13 protein-coding genes are annotated in these 20,741 nt (G+C 67.8%); 11 read left to right on the top strand and 2 right to left on the bottom strand.

The genetic code is table 11. The features are described 5' to 3' along the window. Positions 1-99 precede the first annotated feature (99 nt). Complete coding sequence (locus IE191_RS07950) at positions 100-495, bottom strand: DUF779 domain-containing protein (RefSeq protein WP_191323844.1); 396 nt, start codon at positions 493-495, stop codon at positions 100-102. Between the two features lie 117 nt (positions 496-612). After that, complete coding sequence (adh, locus tag IE191_RS07945) at positions 613-2,133, bottom strand: aldehyde dehydrogenase (RefSeq protein ID WP_191323843.1); 1,521 nt, start codon at positions 2,131-2,133, stop codon at positions 613-615. 275 nt (positions 2,134-2,408) lie between these two features. Here adh and IE191_RS07940 point away from each other — a divergent pair, with 275 nt between their 5' ends. From IE191_RS07940 to IE191_RS07890, 11 genes are all read left to right on the top strand, one after another. Beyond that, positions 2,409-6,389 (top strand): non-ribosomal peptide synthetase, encoded by a 3,981-nt coding sequence (locus IE191_RS07940; RefSeq protein ID WP_191323842.1) that lies wholly within the window; start codon positions 2,409-2,411, stop codon positions 6,387-6,389. A 182-nt stretch (positions 6,390-6,571) separates the two neighbouring features. Further along, positions 6,572-6,988 carry a hypothetical protein gene (locus IE191_RS07935; protein ID WP_191323841.1) on the top strand — a complete coding sequence of 139 codons (417 nt, stop codon included), beginning with the start codon at positions 6,572-6,574 and terminating at the stop codon, positions 6,986-6,988. Next, complete coding sequence (locus IE191_RS07930) at positions 6,985-9,978, top strand: response regulator (RefSeq protein WP_191323840.1); 2,994 nt, start codon at positions 6,985-6,987, stop codon at positions 9,976-9,978. The genes IE191_RS07935 and IE191_RS07930 overlap by 4 nt, the downstream gene beginning before the upstream one ends. After that, entirely contained in the window at positions 9,975-10,973 is a 999-nt protein-coding gene (locus tag IE191_RS07925) for a diguanylate cyclase (protein WP_229815187.1), read from the top strand. The genes IE191_RS07930 and IE191_RS07925 overlap by 4 nt, the downstream gene beginning before the upstream one ends. Before the next feature lie 200 nt (positions 10,974-11,173). Beyond that, complete coding sequence (locus IE191_RS07920) at positions 11,174-14,095, top strand: TonB-dependent receptor (RefSeq protein ID WP_444544237.1); 2,922 nt, start codon at positions 11,174-11,176, stop codon at positions 14,093-14,095. 146 nt (positions 14,096-14,241) lie between these two features. Further along, positions 14,242-14,952, top strand: a complete 711-nt coding sequence (locus IE191_RS07915) for a SapC family protein (RefSeq protein ID WP_191323839.1) — start codon at positions 14,242-14,244, stop codon at positions 14,950-14,952. Between the two features lie 13 nt (positions 14,953-14,965). Next, the gene (locus IE191_RS07910; protein ID WP_229815185.1) at positions 14,966-15,970 is read left to right on the top strand and encodes a cupin-like domain-containing protein; all 1,005 of its coding nucleotides are present in this window, start codon (positions 14,966-14,968) and stop codon (positions 15,968-15,970) included. After that, positions 15,967-17,466, top strand: coding sequence for a tryptophan halogenase family protein (locus IE191_RS07905; RefSeq protein ID WP_191323837.1), 1,500 nt, complete (start codon positions 15,967-15,969; stop codon positions 17,464-17,466). The genes IE191_RS07910 and IE191_RS07905 overlap by 4 nt, the downstream gene beginning before the upstream one ends. Next, the gene (locus IE191_RS07900) at positions 17,463-18,386 is read left to right on the top strand and encodes a glycoside hydrolase family 16 protein (protein ID WP_191323836.1); all 924 of its coding nucleotides are present in this window, start codon (positions 17,463-17,465) and stop codon (positions 18,384-18,386) included. Before IE191_RS07905 ends, IE191_RS07900 begins: the two co-directional genes overlap by 4 nt. A gap of 17 nt (positions 18,387-18,403) precedes the next feature. Next, entirely contained in the window at positions 18,404-19,456 is a 1,053-nt protein-coding gene (locus IE191_RS07895; protein ID WP_191323835.1) for a LacI family DNA-binding transcriptional regulator, read from the top strand. Then, positions 19,449-20,666, top strand: coding sequence for an MFS transporter (locus IE191_RS07890; protein ID WP_229815184.1), 1,218 nt, complete (start codon positions 19,449-19,451; stop codon positions 20,664-20,666). Before IE191_RS07895 ends, IE191_RS07890 begins: the two co-directional genes overlap by 8 nt. Positions 20,667-20,741 lie beyond the last annotated feature (75 nt).

The following is a 20,741-nucleotide window of genomic DNA, read 5'->3' as shown; positions in this document are numbered from 1 at the left end:
GTCTTGTTATGGCTGCTTTGTTTCTAGCAAGGCAGTGTCACAATACAATGCTTCGGCCGGCATGCGAAAGGGCTGTGGCACAAAAATCTGAGGGCGCGCTCAGGATTGCCCGCGCGGCGGTTCGCCGGCGGCGTCCAGGGCTTGCGCCTCGGCATCGGTGAACAGGCGCGATTGCGTCAGGAAGCGGATGCCCTCGGGCGTTTCCAGAGACATGCCCGCTCCGCGCCCCGGCGCAACGTCAAGAATGACCTGGGTGTGGCGCCAATATTCAAATTGCGGCGCGCCGATCCACACCGGCACGTCTCCGGCGACGTGGCCCAGCAGCACATCCTGCCCGCCCACCTTGAACTCCCCGCGCGGATAGCACATCGGCACCGAACCGTCGCAGCACCCGCCCGACTGGTGAAACATCAGCGGGCCGTGCGCCGCCGTCAGCCGCGCGATCCACGCATCGGCGGCGGGGGTGGAAAGAACGCGGGGCGGAAGCTCGGGCATTGCGCTTACCTTGGCGAACAAAAACGGGGCAAACGAAACAGGGCGGGCGCCTTGCGACACCCGCCCCGGAACAGGCACCCCAGATGTCCGCCGGGGGTGCCTTTCGTCGCGGCCCGATCAGAAGAAGCCGAGCGCCTTGGTGCTGTAGCTGACCAGCAGGTTCTTGGTCTGCTGATAGTGATCGAGCATCATCTTGTGGGTTTCGCGGCCAATGCCCGACTGCTTGTAGCCCCCGAACGCGGCGTGCGCGGGATAGAGGTGATAGCAGTTGGTCCACACGCGCCCGGCCTGGATTTCGCGGCCAAAGCGATAAGCGCGGTTGCCGTTGCGGGTCCACACGCCCGCGCCCAGGCCGAACTGGGTGTCGTTGGCGATGGCCAGGGCTTCGGCTTCGTCCTTGAACGTGGTGACGGCCAGCACGGGGCCAAAGATTTCCTCCTGGAACACGCGCATCTTGTTGTGGCCTTCCAGGATCGTGGGCGTCACGTAATAGCCATCGGCCAGGTCGCCGCCGAGCGTGGCGCGGCTGCCGCCCGTCAAGACCTTGGCGCCTTCATTGCGGCCGATGTCGATATAGGACAGGATCTTTTCGAGCTGCTCGTTGGAAGCCTGCGCGCCGATCATCGTGGCCGGATCGAGCGGGCTGCCCTGGCGGATCTTCTGCACGCGGGCCACGGCGCGTTCCATGAACTTTTCATAGATCGATTCCTGCACCAGCGCGCGCGATGGGCAGGTGCACACTTCGCCCTGGTTCAGGCCGAACATGGCAAAGCCTTCGAGCACCTTGTCGAAATAGTCGTCGTCGGCGTCCATCACGTCGGCAAAGAAGATGTTGGGGCTCTTGCCGCCCAGTTCCAGCGTCACCGGGATCAGGTTTTCGCTGGCATATTGCATGATCAGACGGCCGGTGGAGGTCTCGCCGGTGAAGGCGATCTTGGCGATGCGCTTGCTGGTGGCCAGCGGCTTGCCCGCCTCGATGCCAAAGCCGTTGACGATGTTGAGCGTGCCTTCGGGCAGGATGTCGGCAATCAGTTCGGCCAGCACCAGGATCGACATCGGCGTCTGTTCGGCGGGCTTGAGCACCACGCAGTTGCCGGCGGCCAGGGCAGGGGCCAGCTTCCACGCCGCCATGAGCAGCGGGAAGTTCCACGGAATGATCTGGCCGACCACGCCCAGCGGCTCGTGATAGTGATAGGCGACAGTGTCGTGGTCGATTTCGCCCAGCGTGCCTTCCTGGCTGCGTACGCATGCGGCGAAATAGCGGAAGTGGTCGATCGCCAGCGGCACGTCGGCTGCGGTCGTCTCGCGGATCGGCTTGCCGTTGTCGATGGTTTCGACCATCGCCAGCATGTCGAGGTTGTCTTCCATCCGCTGCGCCACCTTGAGCAGGATGTTGGCGCGATCGGCGGGTGAGGTGCGGCCCCAGGCCTCGCGCGCCTTGTGCGCGGCATCGAGGGCCAGCTCGATGTCCTCGGCCGTGCCGCGCGCCACCTGGCACACCGGCTTGCCGGTGACCGGCGAGACATTGTCGAAATACTGGCCCCGAACCGGAGCAACCCATTTGCCTCCGATGAAGTTGTCGAACTTGGCCTTGATCGGGCTTTGCGCCGAAAACTTGGTCATGGCTTCCTGCAACATGGGGCCTCTCCTTGCGTATGCTTTAAGGCAATGAACGGTGCGTGTTCGATGCTGCGACGGGCACTGCGCCCGGCGGACCGATCCGCGTTAGGGCCAAGGATGCGCAAACCCGCCCCCATCCGGCAATTGTACCTTGGGTCGAACCCGCGCGGCCGAGCGCGGAACCGGCACGCTCTGCGGCACGAATTCCGTCGATTTTGTGCAGGCTTCCCGATTGACCGCTGCAACATGAGCGCTAGGGGGCGATTATGGGCGGACAGCAATTGCAACACGACATGACACTGCACGGTTTCCTGGCCACGGCCGCCGCGCGCAGCCCGCAGGCCTGCGCGATTTTCGTGCCGGCCGGCAAGGGCCGCGATATCGACCAGGCGATCACTTACGCTGATCTGGCCGCGCAAAGCGATGCCCTGGCGCGGGCGATTCTGGCCGTGCTGCCGCAAGACTTGCCCGACCACGCGGAACCGGTGGTCGCGCTGCACCTGCCGCGCACCTCGCCGCTGCTCTATCTGGCGCAACTCGCCGTGCTCAAGGCCGGCTGCGCGTTTACTTGTCTCGATCCCGCGTTTCCCGATGGCCGCGTCGCCGATATCCTGGACGATGCCGATCCGGCGCTGGTGCTGGCCGAACCGGCAGCCCATGCCCGCCTGTCGCACCTGGCGAAAGAATACACGCGGGTGGCCGATCCGGCCGAAATGCTCGCGCAAGCGCCTGCTCAGGGCATGCCGCTGCCGGTGGTTGCGCCCGATCGGCTGGCCTATCTGATCTATACCTCGGGCACCACGGGCAAGCCCAAGGGCGTGATGATCGAGCATCGCCAGATCGCCAACCTCGTTGCGTCCGACCTTGCCGAATTCGCGCTGGGGCCGGGCGATCGCGTGGTCCAGGGTTCGTCGGTCGCCTATGACAGCTCGATCGAGGAAATCTGGCTGGCGCTGGCCAGCGGCGCCACGCTGCTGGTGATGGACGATGCCGCCGCGCGCGCCGGGCCGGATATCGTCGCCTGGCTGGCCGATCACCGCGCCACCGTATTCTGCCCGCCACCCACTCTGCTGCGCAGCAGCGGATGCAGCAATCCGCGCGCCGCGCTGCCCGATCTCAAGCTGCTCTATGTGGGCGGGGAAGCGCTGCCGGCCGATATCGCCGCGCTCTGGGCCGATGGGCGCCGCATGGTCAATGGCTATGGCCCGACCGAATGCGCGGTCACCTGCCTGCGCGGCGATATCGTGCCGGGCGGCCCGATCACCATCGGCCGTCCGGTGCCGGGCATGCAGGCCTTCGTGCTGAACGAGGCGCTGGAAGACGCGGCCGAGGGTGGCCAGGGCGAGCTGTGCATGGGCGGCGCCGGGGTGGCCCGTGGCTATCGCCATCGCCCCGATCTGACGGCGGAAAAGTTCATCGACCATCCGCGCCACGGCCGGCTCTATCGTACCGGTGACCTGGTCCACCGCGACGAGACCGGCAATCTGTTCTACCACGGCCGCATCGATGCCCAGGTCAAGCTGCGCGGTTATCGCATCGAGCTGGGCGAGATCGAGGCGCAGCTTGCCGCGCTCGATGGCGTGCGCGCGGCCGGTGCCACGGTGCAGGAACGCGGCACCGTGCCCGAACTGGTGGCCTATGTCGTGCCCACCGATCCCGCCGCGCCGCCGCTGGGCGAAGCGCTGCGCCAGGCACTGGCTGCCAGCCTGCCGTCGTACATGGTGCCGCGCCAGATCGGCCTGATCGCCGCGCTGCCGACCACGGTGGGCGGCAAGCTCGATCGCAAGGCGCTGCCGCCCATGCATTTTGCCACCGAGCGCGGCGCCGCTGGCCGCGCGGAGGAAGCGCTGGTTTCGCCCGATGGCGAACTGGAGGCGCTGATTGCCGGGGCCATGGCCGACGTGCTCAGGCGTCCCGACGGCGTTTCCGTCACGGCTGATTTTTTCGAAGGGCTGGGCGGGGATTCGCTCACCGCCGCCATGCTCGTCACCCTGCTGCGCGAGGATTGGCGCACCGACTGGGTGACGGTGAGCGACATCTATGATGCGCGCACCGTGCGTGGCCTTGCTGCCCGCGCGCCCGAACCGGTGGAATCCACTGCCGATGCAGCGCTGCCGCTGGTGCGCGAAGGGCGCGCGCGGCCGCTGCTGGCCAATCTGGTGCAAGGCGGCTGGCTCGCCCTGAGCGTGCTGGCAGCCTCGTGGGCCTCGTGGGTCGTCGCGTTCCGGGTGGCGCCACTGGCCTTTGCCCACCTCGGCCTTGCCACCCTGGTGCTGGTCGCGCCGCTGATCGGCCTGGCCGGCTTCCTGTTCTATCTGCCGCTGTCGGTGGCCTTTGCCGTGGCCGTCAAGTGGCTGGCGATCGGGCGCTACCGCCCCCTGCGCGCGCCGGTGTGGAGCCCCTATTACCTGCGCCACTGGATGGTGATGCAGGCGGTGCGGCTGATCCCCTGGCCGCTGCTCGCCGGAACCGAGCTCAACAATGCCGTGCTGCGCCTGCTCGGCGCGCGGATCGGGCGGCGGGTGCATATTCACCGCAACGTCGATCTGCGCCGGGGCGGGTGGGATCTGCTCGATCTGGCGGACGACGTCTCACTGGGCCAGGGCGCGCATCTTGGCCTGGTCGAACTCGATCGCGGCGATATCGTCGTGGCGCCAATCGCGCTGGAGGAAGGCGCCACCTTGATGGTGCGCGCCGGGGTCGAGGGCCACACGCGCCTGGGCGCGGGCAGCGTGCTGACCGCGCTGTCGGTGCTCAATGCCGGCGGCGCGGTCCCGGCGGGCGAAATCTGGGATGGCGTGCCGGCACAGCGGGTCGGCCCCGCCCCGGCGCTGCCGGAGATCACCCGCTCTGCGCCGCGCCTCGGGCCGTGGCGCCACGCGGCATTGATGCTGCTGGGGCAGGGGCTGTTCGCCGCGCTTGCCGCCCTGCCGGGCGAGCTGCTGCTGCTGGGCCTGTGTCTGGGCGGCGAAGTGGACGCGATGGCAATCTGGCGCTGGATGGCCGCGCCCTCGCTCGATGGGCGGGTGATCGCGGCGGTGCTGGCCACCACCGTGCTGGCCGTGCCGCTCAACGTGTTCTGGTCGGCGCTGCTGCTGCGCGCGATGGGACGGGTGCGCCCCGGCGTGATCGACCGCTGGAGCCTTGGCTATATCCGCCTGTGGATCAAGGCCGGCGCGGTCTTTGCCGCGGGGGAGTGGCTTTCGGGCACCTTGATGTTCAAGCACTGGCTGCGCCTGGCCGGCATGCGCGTGGGCGCCAAGTGCGAGATCAGCACGATTTTCGATGTCACGCCCGAACTGGTCACGATCGGCGCTGAAACCTTCTTTGCCGATGGCATCTATCTTGGCGGCGCGGAACTGCGCCAGGGCACGGTGCGGGTCGCGCCCATCCGCCTGGGGCGCAACACGTTCCTGGGCAACCATGCGGTGATCCCGGCGGGCGAGCGCCTGCCCGACGATATCCTGGTGGGCATTTCCACGGTGGCCGACGCCAGCCTGATCGCACGCGGGCAATCGCGCTTTGGCCATCCCAGCTTCGACCTGCCGCGCCGCCAGGTGGTGGAGGCCGATCGCAGCGTGACGCACGATCCCTCGCTGATCCGCCAGGTCAACCGCTGGGTCTGGGAACTGGCGCGCTTTGCCCTGCCGGTGGTGCCGCTGGTGCTGGGGGCGTTGTGGTTTGCCGCGATTGGTGCGGCTGCGGCGCACGGCGCGGGGCCGGGCATGATGGCGTGGGTGGTGGTGCCCGGCGCCACGCTGGCCACCATGGTCGCCTTGTGCCTGGTGGTCATGGCGTTGAAATGGGGCCTGATCGGGCGGGTCCGGCCGGGGCAGCACGCCTTGTGGTCATGCTGGTGCAGCCGCTGGGATTTCGTCTACGTCGCCTGGGCGCGCTATGCCAATTTCATCCTGCAACAGCTTGAAGGCACGTTCCTGCTGCTCGTCTACCTGCGGTTGATGGGCTTGCGCATCGGGCGGCGGGCGGTGCTGGGGCCGCTATTTGCGCAGGTGGTCGATCCCGACATGATCGAGATCGGCGACGGCGCCACGGTCCATGCCAATTTCCAGGCGCACACGTTCGAGGATCGCGTGCTCAAGGTGGACAAGGTGCGAATCGGCACCGGCGCCACCGTGCATGCCGGCACCGTGCCGCTCTATGGCGCGGTGATCGACGCCGGCACGCGGGTCTTGGGCGGCAGCGTGGTGATGAAGCACGAGCATCTGCGGCCGGGCCTCGCCTATCAGGGCGTGCCGGTGCGCGTGGTTGGCTGAAAACGGCCATTTCGCCATGGCCGCCGCCAGGCACGGCATGGCGAATGCTACCAAAATGGATCAAAATTGCCGGCGGCAATTGTCCGATCCGGGTCTGAATTGTCTGCCCAATCAGGCCGATAGCGCAAAAGTTTACCAATTGGAAATGGGCCACCCGTAGCTTGCCGCAGTGGAGGGCAACTATGGTCGGCCAGCGTGCCAGGAATGCCAGGGCGATCTGCACCCGCGTCGCGGCCGCGATCAGCAAGGGCGGGGATGCAGTCCCGTCAAGGTCTCCACTGCCCGCTCTCCTGCCGGCGCTCTCTCTGCTCCTCGTTGGAGTCGCCGGGCTCGCCTGGGCTTCGGTTCCGCCGGCCCGCCTTGGCGGCCAAGTGGTGGTCATCGCGCCGCCTGGCACTTCGCAGATCCGGACTCTGGCCATGGTTGCCGGCGCGCAGGGCGCGCTCGTGGCGCCGGGCCGCTTTGCCAACATCGCCATTGCCACGTCCCCCCGTGCGGATTTTGCCGCCGCACTGCGCCGAGAAGGGGTCTGGTTCGTCTTCGCTTCGCCACGTCTGGCGGGCTGCCTCGGCGCTGCCAAGGAAGATCCCGCCTTATGACGATCGCGATATCGCCCGATGCTGTGAACAGGCCCGAAACCGAACTGGATGACGTGCGCCGAAGGTTCGGCCGCTTCCTGGTCGTCCTGCTCTGGGCACACGTGCCGCTGCTGGTCACGGTGGCCTGGCTTGCCGGGCAGTCGCCGCTCGGCGCCGGCGCGGCCGGAGCGGTGCTGGCACTGGCCTATCACCTGATGTGGTGGCAGCAGGGCATTGCCCGCGCCACCCGCTACCTGTCTGCCGTCGCGCTGGTGGGGGAACCGGCGCTGCTGCTGTTCCTGATGCAGGGCCACGCCTGGCAGATGGACATGCACATGTACTTCTTTGCCATGCTGGCGCTGACCATCGCCTGGTGCGATCGCGGCGCGATCCTGATGGCGGCCACCGCCACGGCGCTGCACCACCTGGTGCTGCTCTATGCGCTGCCCTATGCGGTGTTTCCCGGCGAGGGCAACATTGCGCGTGTCCTGCTCCATGCGATCATCGTTGCGTTCCAGACGGCGGTGCTGGTGTGGCTCAGCGACCGGCTGGTCGAATCCGTGCAGCGCGTCACGGCCATGGGCGAGGAAATCCGCGCCAAGAACCTGGCGCTGGAAGAGCGCACGCGCGAGGCGGAAAACGCCACGCGCGCCAAGAGCCTGTTCCTTGCCAACATGAGCCACGAGATCCGCACGCCGATGAACGCCATTCTCGGCTTCTGCCATCTGGCGCAGCGCACCGCGCTCAACCCGCGCCAGCAGGTCTATGTGGCGCGCATTGCCGAAGCGGGCGCCTCGCTGCTGCGGCTGATCAACGACATTCTCGATTACTCCAAGAACGAGGCCGGCAAGCTGTCGCTGGAGACGCGGCCGTTCGACGTGCGGGCCGCGGTGGAAAGCCAGGTGCAGATGCTTGGCGCCGATGCCGAAGCCAAGGGCGTCTCGCTGCGCACCGCAATCGGCCCGCGCGTGCCGCAGATGGTGGTGGGCGATGAACTGCGCTTTGGCCAGGTCCTGCTCAACCTGCTCAGCAACGCGGTCAAGTTCACTGAAAAGGGTGTGGTGATGGTCGGCATCGACCTCGTCGCCACGGGCGAGGGTACGGTCACTCTGGAATGCGCGGTGCGCGATATCGGCATCGGCATGACGGCCCAGGCCCGCGATGCGCTGTTTTCCTCGTTCACCCAGGCCGACAGCTCGATGACCCGGCGTTTTGGCGGCACGGGTCTCGGCCTTGCCATCTCGCGCCAGATCGTGGAGCAGATGGGCGGCGGCATCACCGTGGACAGCACGCCGGGCATGGGCAGCGTATTCACGTTCCGCGTGGTGCTGGGCGATGCCGGGTCGCTGTCGCGCGCCGGCCTGCTGCCGCCACCGGGCCTGGCCGGGCTGCGCATCCTCGCTGCCGACGACAATGCGGCTTCGCGCCAGATCGTGCAGGAACTGTTCGCCGACTGGAACATGCCGGTCGATCTCGTCGCCTCGGGCGAGGAAGCCCTGGCCGCGATCGAGGCCGCCGTGGTCGCCGGTCGACCGTTCGATCTGGTGCTGCTCGATTGGAGGATGCCCGGCCTTTCGGGCATGGATACGGTCAAGGCCATGCGCACCCGCGTGCCGCATGGCTGCCTGCCGGCAACGCTGCTGGTCACCGCCTATGGCGCCGATGAATTCCTGGGCGATCTCGAGCGCGCCGATGTCGATGCCTTCCTGACCAAGCCGCTGCAACCGCGCGCCCTGGTCGAGACGCTGTGCCACCTGTTCCCGGAACGCGCCGAGCGCACCGGGGGCGGCATCTCGCCGATCGGAGCCGGATCAGGCACGGGCGTGGCACCCTCTGTGCCGATGCCCGATCCGGTGGTGGAAGCGCCGCGCCTGCCCGAGCGGTTGCGCGGCGCGCGCGTGCTGCTGGCCGAAGACAACGAGATCAACCGCGAGATCGCCATGGAACTGCTCGGTGATGCCGGGCTGGAGGTGGACTGCGCGGAAAACGGGCGCATCGCCTGTGCCATGGTCGCCGCCCAGAACGGTGCCTATGCGGCCGTGCTGATGGATGTGCAGATGCCCGAGATGGACGGGATCGAGGCCACCACCCGCATCCGCCGCACCTGGGACGCGCAAACGCTGCCGATCATCGCGATGACCGCCCATGCCTATGCGGAAGAGCGCCAGCGCTGCCTGGATGCGGGGATGAACGATCATATCGCCAAGCCGGTCGATCCCGCCCTGCTGGTGCGCACGCTGGAGCGCTGGCTGCGGGTTCCCGATCTGTTGCGGGGCGCGCGCCCGGCAGACGGGCCGCCAGTCGAGGGGCAGGGCGCCGACGCGGCCTGGTCCGCGCCCGTGGCCAACGGTGCTGTCGCCAATCCCGAAGCGCACTTGCCCGATCATCTGCCGCCCTTCGGCATTCCCGCCGCCCTGGCGCGCGTCAACGGCAAGCGCACCCTGCTGCTCAAGCTGATCAGCGATTTTGCCGATATCTATGCCGCTACGCCGGGCGCGCTCGCCAGCCTGGTGGACGAGGGGCGCCTGGCCGAAGCCCGCCGCCTGGCGCACTCGCTGAAGGGCGTGGCCGGCTCGCTGGAACTGCCGCAAGTGCAGGCCGTCGCCGGACGCATCGAGCGGTTGCTGGCCGCCGAGCAGACGTTTGGCCTCGAGCAGGAAATCGCACTGCTCGGGCGCGAACTGGAACCGGCCGTGAACGCCGCCCGCAGCCTGGCCCCGCCGATCGCGTCGGGTGTGCATCCTGCCACGGCCGCCGGCCTGGCGCCGATCGATGCCGCCGCCGTCACCGAGGCGCGCGACGGGCTGGTCGATCTGGTGCAGCGACGCAGCCTGGCAGCGCGGGCGGCCTTTGCTGTCTATGCGCAAGCGCTGGGCCTTCCCGAGGCGGCGCGCCAGGCCCATCCCGTGCGCCTGGCCCTGGAACGGCTGGACTATGGCCGGGCGATGGCCCTGCTGGAAGCGGAACAAAGCCCCGCACCCATCGGCCGGGAGAGGGGGGCTGTTGCATGAGCCTGGCGTCGGTCACGCAGGCACCGGATCGGCCCATGGTGCTGATTGTCGATGACGAGATCGCGAATATCGAAATCATCAACGCGGTGCTGGAAGATGACTATGACGTCTGCTTCGCCTTGTCCGGGCAAGAGGCACTGGACCTGGCCAAGGCGGCCCAGCCCGACCTGATCCTGCTCGACGTGCTGATGCCAGGGATGGACGGCTTTGCGGTCTGCGCCGCGCTCAAGCAGGATCGCCTGCTGGCCGACGTGCCGGTGATCTTCACCACGGGCCTTGGCGACAGCGAGGACGAGATGCGCGGACTCTCGCTCGGCGCGATCGACTATGTGACCAAGCCGGTGCAGCCGCCGATCCTGCGCGCGCGGGTGGCCAACCATGTGGAGGTCAAGCGCCTGCGTGATCGCCTGGCGCAGATGGCCGTGACCGACGCACTGACTGGCCTCTCCAACCGCCGGCACCTGGAACGCACCATGGAGATCGAGACGGCGCGGCTGGCGCGCCAGTGCGAATGGCTCTCGGTTGTCATGCTCGACATCGATTTCTTCAAGCAGTTCAACGATGCCTATGGCCATCCGGCGGGGGACCGTTGCATCGCCATGGTGGCCTCTGCGCTGACCCGCGCGGTGCGCCGGGCAAGCGACCTGCCGGCCCGCTATGGCGGCGAAGAGTTCGTCTGCGTGCTGCCCTCCACCGACGTTGCCATGGCAGAGATGGTGGCAGGCGAGATCAGTCGCCAGGTGCGCCAGCTTGGCATTCCGCACGAGCGCTCGGGCGTGGCGCCCGTCGTCACGGTCAGCATCGGCATCGCCGGTGCCCGCTGCGTGGCCGGGGCTTGTGCGCAGGACTGGATCGACGCTGCCGATGCGCAGCTTTATCGCAGCAAGCGGGAGGGGCGCGATCGCATTTCCGCCACGGTGTTCGAGCCCGGCACGCCCGATCGCGGCCGGCCCGACCACGATCGGGCTGCCCCGCCGCGTCGCGCCTTCGGCTGACCGCAGCATAGCCCGTTTCGCTTTGTCACGGATGATGTCGGCAGACGCTTGACAAAGTGAACGTTCACGCGCATTCGTCGCTCCAGTTGAGAACGTTCACAAACCGGTCGCCCAAGCGACGGAGTGAAAACGGGGAGAGGGATCTGATGAGCACAAGCTGCCATTCTCTGCGCGCGCGCCTGGTGTGGGGGGCTTCGGTCATGGCCATGGGGCTGGCCGCTGCGCCGGCCATGGCCCAGGATGCTTCCGGTCAGGCTGCCGCGCCAGAGCCGGAAAACGCAATCGTCGTCACCGGCATTCGCGCCAGCCTTTCGGCCGCCGCCGATATCAAGCGCAGTGCCCAGGGCGTGGTCGATGCGATCTCGGCCGAAGACATGGGCAAGTTTCCCGATACCAACCTCGCCGAATCGCTCCAGCGCATCACTGGCGTGTCGATCGATCGCTCCAACGGCGAAGGTTCTACCGTCACGGTTCGCGGCTTTGGCCCGGAATTCAACCTGGTGCTGCTCAACGGCCGCCAGATGCCCACGTCCAGCCTGGGTGACGGTGCCAGCGCGCCGGCAACGCGCAGCTTCGACTTCGCCAACCTCGCTTCCGAAGGCGTGGCCGGAGTGGAAGTCTACAAGTCGGGCCGGGCCACGCTGCCCACCGGCGGCATCGGCTCGACCATCAACATCAAGACCCCGCGCCCGCTCGATCGGCCTGGCCTGCACGGCAGCCTGGCGATCAAGGGCATGATCGATACCTCGCGCAACGAGGGCAGCCCGATCACCCCGGAAATCTCGGGCATCCTCAGCGATACCTTTGCCGACGGCAAGGTGGGCGTGCTGGTCACCGGTGTGTGGCAAAAGCGCAAGGCCAGCGTGAACCAGGCCAATGTCGGCTGGCGCGATGGCTATCTCGGCTCGGAAAACAACTGGGGCTCGCTGCCGCAGCAGGGCGATCCGCGCTATGCCAACATCGTCAACCGCCCCGGCCCCAACGATGTCTACCAGGTGCCGCAGAATGCCAGCTATGACATCACCGACATCGATCGTGAGCGCATCAACGGCCAGCTCGTGCTGCAACTGCGCCCCACCGACACGTTGACGGCCACGTTCGACTACACCTATTCGCAGAACACCGTCCGCGCGCGCACCAACAGCGTGGGCATCTGGTTCAACTTCAACGACGTGTCGAGCCAGTGGACCGATGGCCCGGTGGCCGGGCCGGTGTTCTATGCCGAACACTTCGGCGCCAATGAAGGCAAGGACCTTTCGTACAGCGCCGCGCTCACCGAGAACCGCTCGATCAACCGCTCGATCGGCGGCAACCTCAAGTGGGAGGGCATCGACCGCCTGACGCTGGAACTCGACGCGCACCACTCCACCGCCGAATCCAAGCCCAACAATCCCTATGGCACCAGCGTTTCGGTGGGCACGGCGGTGTTCGGCATTGCCGACCAGAAGATCGATTTCACCCACGACCTGCCGGTGATCTCGGTGGCGATGAACCCGGGCGTCAACGCTCTCGATCCGGCCAACATCACGCCCACCGGCAATGCCTTCCGCAACGCCTATTTCCGCGACGAGATCAACGAGGCGCGGCTTTCGGGCCACTTCCAGTTCGACAGCGGGGTAATCGACAGCCTCGATTTCGGCGCGAACTACACCGAGAACAAGGTGCGTTCGGCCTATGGCTATATCCAGCACGATACCTGGGGCGGTTCGCTGCCGGCCAGCCAGACGCCGGACGACCTGTTCAGCCTGGTTTCGGTTCCGGACAAGTTCAAGGGCCTGTCGGGTGCCAACGATCCCAACATCATCAAGCAGTTCTATACCTTCAACTTCGAAAAGATGGTGAGCCTGCTCGACAGCAAGAACCAGATCTGCGGCGGCACCGGCAATTGCCTGGCGTCCTACACCGTCGATCGCCGCATCAAGGAGCGCACGATCGCGCCCTATGTGCAGCTCAACACCAAGTTCGACCTGCTCGGCCGCGAGGCGCACTTCCGCGCCGGCCTGCGCTATGAAAACACCCGCGTCACCTCTTCGGCGCTGGTGCCCGTGCCCACCGGCACGCAGTGGGTCTCGGCCAACGAATTCGGCCTGATCTATGGCGGAGACAGCGCGTTCACGACCTTTGCCGGCAGCTATGACAACTTCCTGCCCGCGTTCGACTTCGACATGCAGCCCGCGCGCAACGTGAAGTTCCGCGCGTCCTACAGCCACACCATCACCCGTGCCGACTATGCCAGCCTCCAGGGAGGCCGTACGCTCGACCAGCTCTTCCGCATCGGCGGCGGCACCGGCAGCCAGGGCAACCCCGGCCTGATGCCCTACAAGTCGAAGAACATCGATGTCAGCCTGGAATGGTACTACGCGCCGACCAGCTATGTCTCGGTGGGCTTCTTCAACAAGAACGTGTCGAACTTCATTTCCTCGGCCCGGATCGACAGCAGCGCCTTCGGCCTCACCAACCCGGCGAGCGGTCCGCGCTACCAGGCGGCGATCGCGGCGCTGGGGGCAGATGCCAGCACCGCGGCGATCCGCAACTACATCTTCCAGCACTATCCGGAATCCTCGCAGATCACCGGCACCGATGCGAGCGGCAACCTGACGGGCAACATCTTCGGCACCCCGCAGGATGCCGCGGTCAATTTCCAGATCACCACGCCGGTCAATTCCTCGCAGACGGCGCGGCTTTATGGCTGGGAATTCGCCATCCAGCATTCGTTCTGGAACACCGGGTTCGGCGCGATCCTCAACTACACGATCGTGCGCGGCGATGCGACGTATGACAACACCAAGCCGTCCAGCGTGACCCAGTTCGCGCTGACTGGCCTGTCCGACAGCGCCAATGCCGTGCTGTTCTACGACAAGCACGGGATCCAGGCGCGCGTGGCCTACAACTGGCGCGCGCAGTTCCTCTCGGGCACCGGCCCCAACCCCTATTACGTCGAGCCTTATGGCCAGGTCGATGCCAGCGCGAGCTGGGAATTCCGCAAGGGCTTCACCGTCTTTGCCGATGCCATCAACCTGACCAACCAGGGCCGCCGGGGCCACCTGCGGTCGGACAACAACGTGTTCTTCGCCTCCAGCGGCTATGCCCGCTATTCGGCCGGCTTCCGCGTCAACTTCTGACGCGGCCCTCCCCGTCCAGCCGGCTGGCGCTGCCCTGCCGGCCGGCTGGACGGTCCCTCGCTCCACCCCGCGCAGCGCTTGATTGCGGCGGCGGGGGATGGAACAAGAGCGGGCAAGAGCATGACCAGAGAGGACGCCGCACACCCATGACCAGCAGCCGCCACGCCCTGCTCGACAATGCCACCCATCGCGATCTCACCGTGGCCAGCGGCGCGGGGGCGCAATGGGGCGATGGCGTGATGGGGTGCCTGGTGGTGCCCTCCGAATTCCGCGCCGTGGCGGCGCACTATCCCATCGTGTTCCGCCGCGACGGGCAGACCGGGCGCTTTGCCCCGCTGGCCCTGTTCGGGTTCGAGCAGGGGGAAAACCTGTTCCTGCATCAGGATCGCTGGGACGCGGCCTATGTCCCGCTCGCCCACGCGGTGCAGCCGTTCCTGATCGGCCGCACCCGGCATGAGGATGACGTGCCGCAGGTCCACATCGATCTGGCCCATGCCCGCGTCGGCGCGCCCGCCGGGCAACGCCTGTTCGACGAAACCGGCGCGCCCACGCCCTATCTTGCCGCCAAGGCGGAGCAGCTTGGCGCGCTCGATGCGGGCTGGCGCGACACGGCTGCGTTCCTCGACGCGCTGGAGCGGCACGACCTGCTCGAACCCTTCACGCTGGAAGTGCCGCTGGCCGAAGGCTCCACCCGCAGTCTGGTGGGCTATCACATCATCGCCGAAGATCGCCTTGCCGCGCTCGATGGCGCGGCGCTGGGCGATCTCAACGCGCAAGGGTATCTCCTGCCGATCTACATGGCCGTGGCCGCATTGGGCCGCTTTCCCGATCTCATGGCGCGGCGCGGGCGTGGCTGAAACCCCGCTTCCCGTGCACAAAGGGGCCGTGCGCGAGGTCACCGCGCCCGATGCTGCGGCGCTCGATGCCCTGTTGGCGCAGGAAACCACGCCGTTCGTGGTGCGCGCCCTGGCGGCGCACTGGCCGCTGGTGCAGGCCGGGCGGGATGGCGCCGCAGCGGCCCGCGCGCATCTGGCTGCCCATGCCCGCCCGCGCGCCTTCACCGTCTCGCTCGCCGGGCCGCAGGCGGGGGGCCGCCTGTTTTACGACCCGGCGATGCAGGTCAATTTCCAGACCGTGCAGGAGCCGCTCACGGCGATCTGGGCGCGGTTCGATGCGGCCGAGCAGACCGCCGACGGGCGCCTGGTCTACATGGGCTCGATCGACATTCCCGGCTGGTTCGAAGGGCTGGACGCGGCCAACCCGATGCCGCTGGGTGATCGCGAGGCGCTGGCCAGCGTGTGGATCGGCACGGCCACGCGGGTCGCCGCGCACAACGATTTCCCCCACAACCTGGCGGTCTGCGCGGTGGGGCAGCGGTGCTTCACGCTGTTCCCGCCCGATCAGTTCGCCAACCTCTATCTCGGCCCGCTGGCCAACACGCCAGCCGGCCGCGCCGTCAGCATGGTCGATCCCGACGCGCCCGATCCGCTGCGCCATCCCGGCTATGCCAGCGCGCTGGCTCATGCCCAGGTGGCCGATCTGGCACCGGGCGACGCGTTGTTCATCCCCAGCGGCTGGTATCACGCGGTCGATGCCACCGCGCCGTTCAATGTGCTGGTCAACTATTGGTGGCGTGACACCCCGCGCTGGCTGGGCCAGCCGCAGGACGCGCTGATCCACGCGATCCTGGCGATCCGCGATCTGCCCGAGGCAGAGCGCCAGCAATGGCGCGCCTTGTTCGAACACCATGTCTTTTCCGGCGGAGAGGCCGCGCGTGCCCATCTGCCGCCAGCCGGGCAGGGCATCCTCGCCCCGCTCGATGCCACCGCCGCCGGGCGCATCCGCGCCTTCCTGCTTCGGAGCCTGAGCCGATGAATCCTGAACCCCTGCGCATCGTCGTTGCCGGTGGCGGCACCGCCGGCTGGATGGCCGCCGCCGCGCTGGCGCGCACCCTCGGCCCGGTGGCCACGGTCACCCTGGTGGAAAGCGAGGCGATCGGCACAGTGGGCGTGGGCGAAAGCACGATTCCGCCGCTCGTGGCCTACAACCGCCTGCTGAACATTGCCGAAGCCGATTTCATGCGCGCCACCCAGGCCACATTCAAGCTGGGCATCGCGTTCGAAAACTGGAAGGCAGCGGGCGAAAGCTATTTCCACTCGTTCGGCGGCACCGGCCGCGATCACTGGAGCGCCGGGTTCCAGCACTTCTGGCTGCACGGCCGCGCCCGCGGCCATGCGCAGCCCTATGACGACTATTGCCTGGAACTGATGGCGGCCCGCGCCGGACGGTTTGCCCACTTGCCCGATGGGCGGATGAACTACGCCTATCAGCTCGATTCCGGGCTCTATGCCGCGTTCCTGCGCCGCCTGGCCGAAGCGGACGGGGCCACGCGCATCGAAGGCCGCATTGCGCACGTGGAACTCGATAGCGAAAGCGGGGCGATTGCCGCGCTGCGCCTGGATGGTGACCGGCGGGTGGAAGGCGATCTGTTCCTCGATTGCACCGGCTTTCGCGCCCTGCTGATCGAAGGGGCGCTGCATGCCGGGTTCGACGATTGGACCCACTGGCTGCCCTGCGACCGCGCCATTGCCGTGCAGACCGCCAGCGTGCGCCCGCCCGTGCCCTATACCCGCGCCATCGCGCACGATGCCGGCTGGCAATGGCGCATCCCACTGCAACACCGCCAGGGCAACGGCATCGTCTGGTGCAGCCGCTATCTCTCGGAAGAGCAGGCGCTCGATCACCTGCTTTCGAGCGTGGAAGGCCAGGTTCTGACCGAGCCCAACCGCATCCGCTTCACCACCGGGGCACGGCGCCGGCAATGGGTCAAGAACTGCGTGGCCGTGGGGCTGTCGGGCGGGTTCATGGAACCGCTCGAATCCACCTCGATCCACCTGATCCAGCGCGCGGTGCTGAGCATCCTGCGCCTGCTGCCGGTGGGCCAGCGCCCCGATCCGGCCGACATTGCCGAATTCAACGAACAGCAGATGACCGACATGGTGCAGATCCGCGATTTCCTGATCCTGCACTACAAGGCCACTGAGCGGCGCGACAGCCCGTTCTGGCGCCAGTGCGCCGGGATGGAAGTGCCCGAAACGCTTGCGCACCGCATGGACCTGTTCGCCCGCACCGGCCGCGTGTTCCGCAAGAACGAGGAACTGTTTGCCGAAAACAGTTGGGTCCAGGTGATGATGGGCCAGGGGCTGATGCCGGCCGCCTATCACCCCGTGGCGGCCAAGTTGCGCGACGACGAACTGGACCGCCTGCTGGCCGGGCTGCGCCGCGAAGTGGCCGAAACGGTACAGGGCCTGCCCGGCCACGCGGCCTATGTCGATCACTACTGCGGCGCGCGCACCGGGGCTGCTGCATGAGCCTGGCGCTGGCCCTGCTCGCGTCGGCTGCTGCAGCAGCCAGTTCGCCGCCGCCGTCAGCGCCGGGCTGGCACCTGGTCTGGTCCGACGAGTTCGACGGCACCGCGATCGATCCTGCGCGCTGGACGCTGGCCGATGATTGCTGGGGCGGCGGCAACCAGGAACGGCAATGCTACACCTCGCGCCGGGCCAACGCGCATCTCGCCGATGGCAAGCTGGTGATCACCGCGCGCAAGGAACCCTGGCGCGGCCCGGCCTATCCGGTCGACCTGCGCGACAGCCCGGAAAAGCGCGCCGCCCGTGCCGACAAGCCGTTCACGTCCGCGCGGCTCAGCACCAAGGGCAAGGCGGCCTGGCGCTATGGCCGGGTGGAAGTGCGCGCCAAGCTGCCGGGCGGGCAGGGGAGCTGGCCGGCAATCTGGATGCTGCCCGCGCAGGATCGCTATGGCCACTGGGCCGCCTCGGGCGAGATCGACATTCTCGAAACGGTGAACCTGGGTGTGCCGTGCCCCACCTGCACCGCCGGGCGGGAGGATCACGCGCTGGGCACGATCCACTTCGGCGGCACCCCGCCGGCCAATCGCCATCTTGGCGCCGAGACGCCAATTCCCGCCCCGGTCGATGGCTATCACACCTATGCCGTGGACTGGGCGCCCGGATCGATCACCTGGAGCATCGATGGCGTGCCCTATGAAACCCGGCGCGCCGGGGAATGGTCCACCACCGGCAGCGCCGATCCGCTGGCGCCGTTCGATCAACCTTTCCACCTCGTGCTCAACCTTGCCATCGGCGGCGGTCTGCCCGAAAGCCGCAATGGCGGGGGCGTGGACAACACGGGTTTCCCGCGCAGCATGATGGTCGATTGGGTCCGCGTCTGGCAAAGCGATGCCGCTGTGGCCGCTCCGGCCGCGACGAAATAAAGGATAGCAGGCAGTTCATGGCGCGCCGCCGTCAGACCGTGACGATCAAGCACGTGGCTGCCGATGCCGGCGTCTCGCTGCAAACCGTCAGCCGGGTGATCAACAACGAACCCAACGTGCGCCCCGAAATGCAGGAGCGCGTGCGCGAGGCGATTGCCCGGCTGGGCTATGTCCCCTCTATCGCGGCGCAGCGGATGAGCGGCTCGCGTTCGTACCTGATCCTCGCGCTCAACGATCGCGACCGCACGATCGCCGATTGGCGCGCGCGCCAGGGCAGCGACTGGGTGGACCAGATGCTGCTGGGGGGCATGCTGCAATGCGCCGAACATGGCTATCGCATGATCTTTGAACTGGTCGATACCCACAACGACCATGTCGAGCGCGAACTGCTCGCCGCCATTGCCGCGCTGCAACCCGATGGCGTGGTGCTCACCCCGCCGCATTCGGACAATCCGCTGATCGTGGGCGTGCTCGCGCGCCAGAATATCCCGTTTGCCCGCATCGGCTCGCTGGGGCGGGGCGGCGGCATCCCGCTGATCATGGACGACGAAGGTTCGGCGCGCAAAGCGACGCAGGCGCTGATCGAGCTGGGCCATCGCCGCATCGGCTTCATCGCCGGCAATGCCGAATACAGCCTCAGCCAATGGCGCGTCGATGGCTGGCGCGCCGCCATGGCCGATGCCGGCCTGCCCACCGATGGCCTGCTGGCCGCCAGCGACTTCAGCTTTGCCACCGGCACCAGCGCGGCGCGAACCTTGCTGGGCCAGGCAGAGCGGCCCACCGCGATCATCGCCAGCAACGACCAGACCGCGCTGGCCAGCCTGGACGTCGCCCATGCCCTGGGCCTCGCCGTGCCCGACGATCTCTCGCTGATCAGTTTCGACAACACCCCGGTGGTGCGCTTTGCCCGCCCGGCCCTGAGCGCGGTGGACCAGCCGGTGGCCGAAACGGTGGCGCGCGCGGTGGACCTGATCATCGCCGCGCAGCGTGACGGCACCGTGCCCGCCGCGCCGGTGGTGGTGCCCGCCGGGCTGGTTCTGCGCGAATCCGTGGCGCCGCCGCGTGGCTGAGGCCGTGCTGGCCGCGCCCGCTGCGCGCCGCAGCGATTGGCCGTTCCTGCTATGCTATGCCCTGGCCTGGGCCGGGGCGACGGCGGGCTATGGCCCCTTGCTCACGCTGCTGCTGCCGCTGCGCGTGGCCGAACTGGCCGGGCCAGCGGCAGTGCCGTGGCTGGCGACGCTCACGTTCATCGGCGCGGTTTCGGCGAGCCTGACCAATATCGCCTGGGGCTGGGCGAGCGACCGCACCGGCCATCGCCGCGCCTGGGTGGCGGTGGGGCTGGTTCTGGCGAGCGCGCTGCTGCTCGCCCTGCCGCTCGCCACCACGCTACCCGGCCTGATCGCGCTGCTGGTTGCCTGGCAGGCCGCGCTCAACATGGTGCTGGGGCCACTGGCCGCCTGGGCGGGCGATTGCGTGCCCGATCGCCACAAGGGCGTGCTCGGCGGGTTGCTGGCTTTCGCCCCGGCCTGGTCGGGCGCGGTGGGGGCTTTCGTCACGCTGCCCGCGCTGCATGGCGGGCCGGGCGTGGGCTTTGCCACGCGGGTGGCCGTGCTGGCGCTGATCGTGGTGCTCTCGATCCTGCCCCTGCTGCTCTTCGGGCCGCGCTTGATGCCGGCTCAAGCTCCGGTGGTATCGGCCGCCGCCACCGCACCATGCGCTCCCACGCCCACCGGGCCAGTGCGGCGCATGTGGCTGGCGCGGCTCCTGGTGCAACTGGCCGAAGCCACGCTGTTTGCCTTCATCGCCTATTGGTTCCTGTCGATCGATGCCACGATGCATCCTGCCACCATGGCGCGCATCTATGGAGTGTTGCTCGCCCTGTCGGTGCCGCTGGCCCTGCTCGTGGGGCACTGGGCCGATCGCCGAGTGCGGCCCTGGCGCCCGCTCGCCCTGCTTGCCGCGCTGGTCGCGCTGGGCCTGGTGATCATGGCGCTGGCGCCGGGCAAGGCCGTGGCCTTGGCGGGCTATGCCCTGTTTGCGCTGGCCATGGCGGTGTTCCTGGCGCTGCATGCCGGGCAGACCCTGCGCGTCCTGCCCCGGCCCGATCGGCGCGGGCGCGATCTCGGGCTGTTCAACCTGACCAACACGGTGCCCTCGCTGATCGTGCCATGGCTGGCGGTGGGGCTGGTGCCTACGCTCGGCTTTGGCGCGCTGTTCCTGGTGCTGGCCACCTGCGCGATCCTGGCCAGCGCCTTGCTGTTGTCCATCCGCCAAGCCTGAACCCGCGCGATAAAGCCCGTTGATCTCCATCGCCCGGCATGCCACAAACCGCAATTGAGAACGTTCACAAGATTT

It is taken from the genome of Novosphingobium pokkalii (assembly GCF_014652855.1).
Classification (GTDB): Bacteria; Pseudomonadota; Alphaproteobacteria; order Sphingomonadales; family Sphingomonadaceae; genus Novosphingobium; species Novosphingobium pokkalii.
The sequence above is the reverse complement of the archived record's forward strand: the minus strand, read 5'-3'. Positions and strand labels throughout refer to the sequence as shown.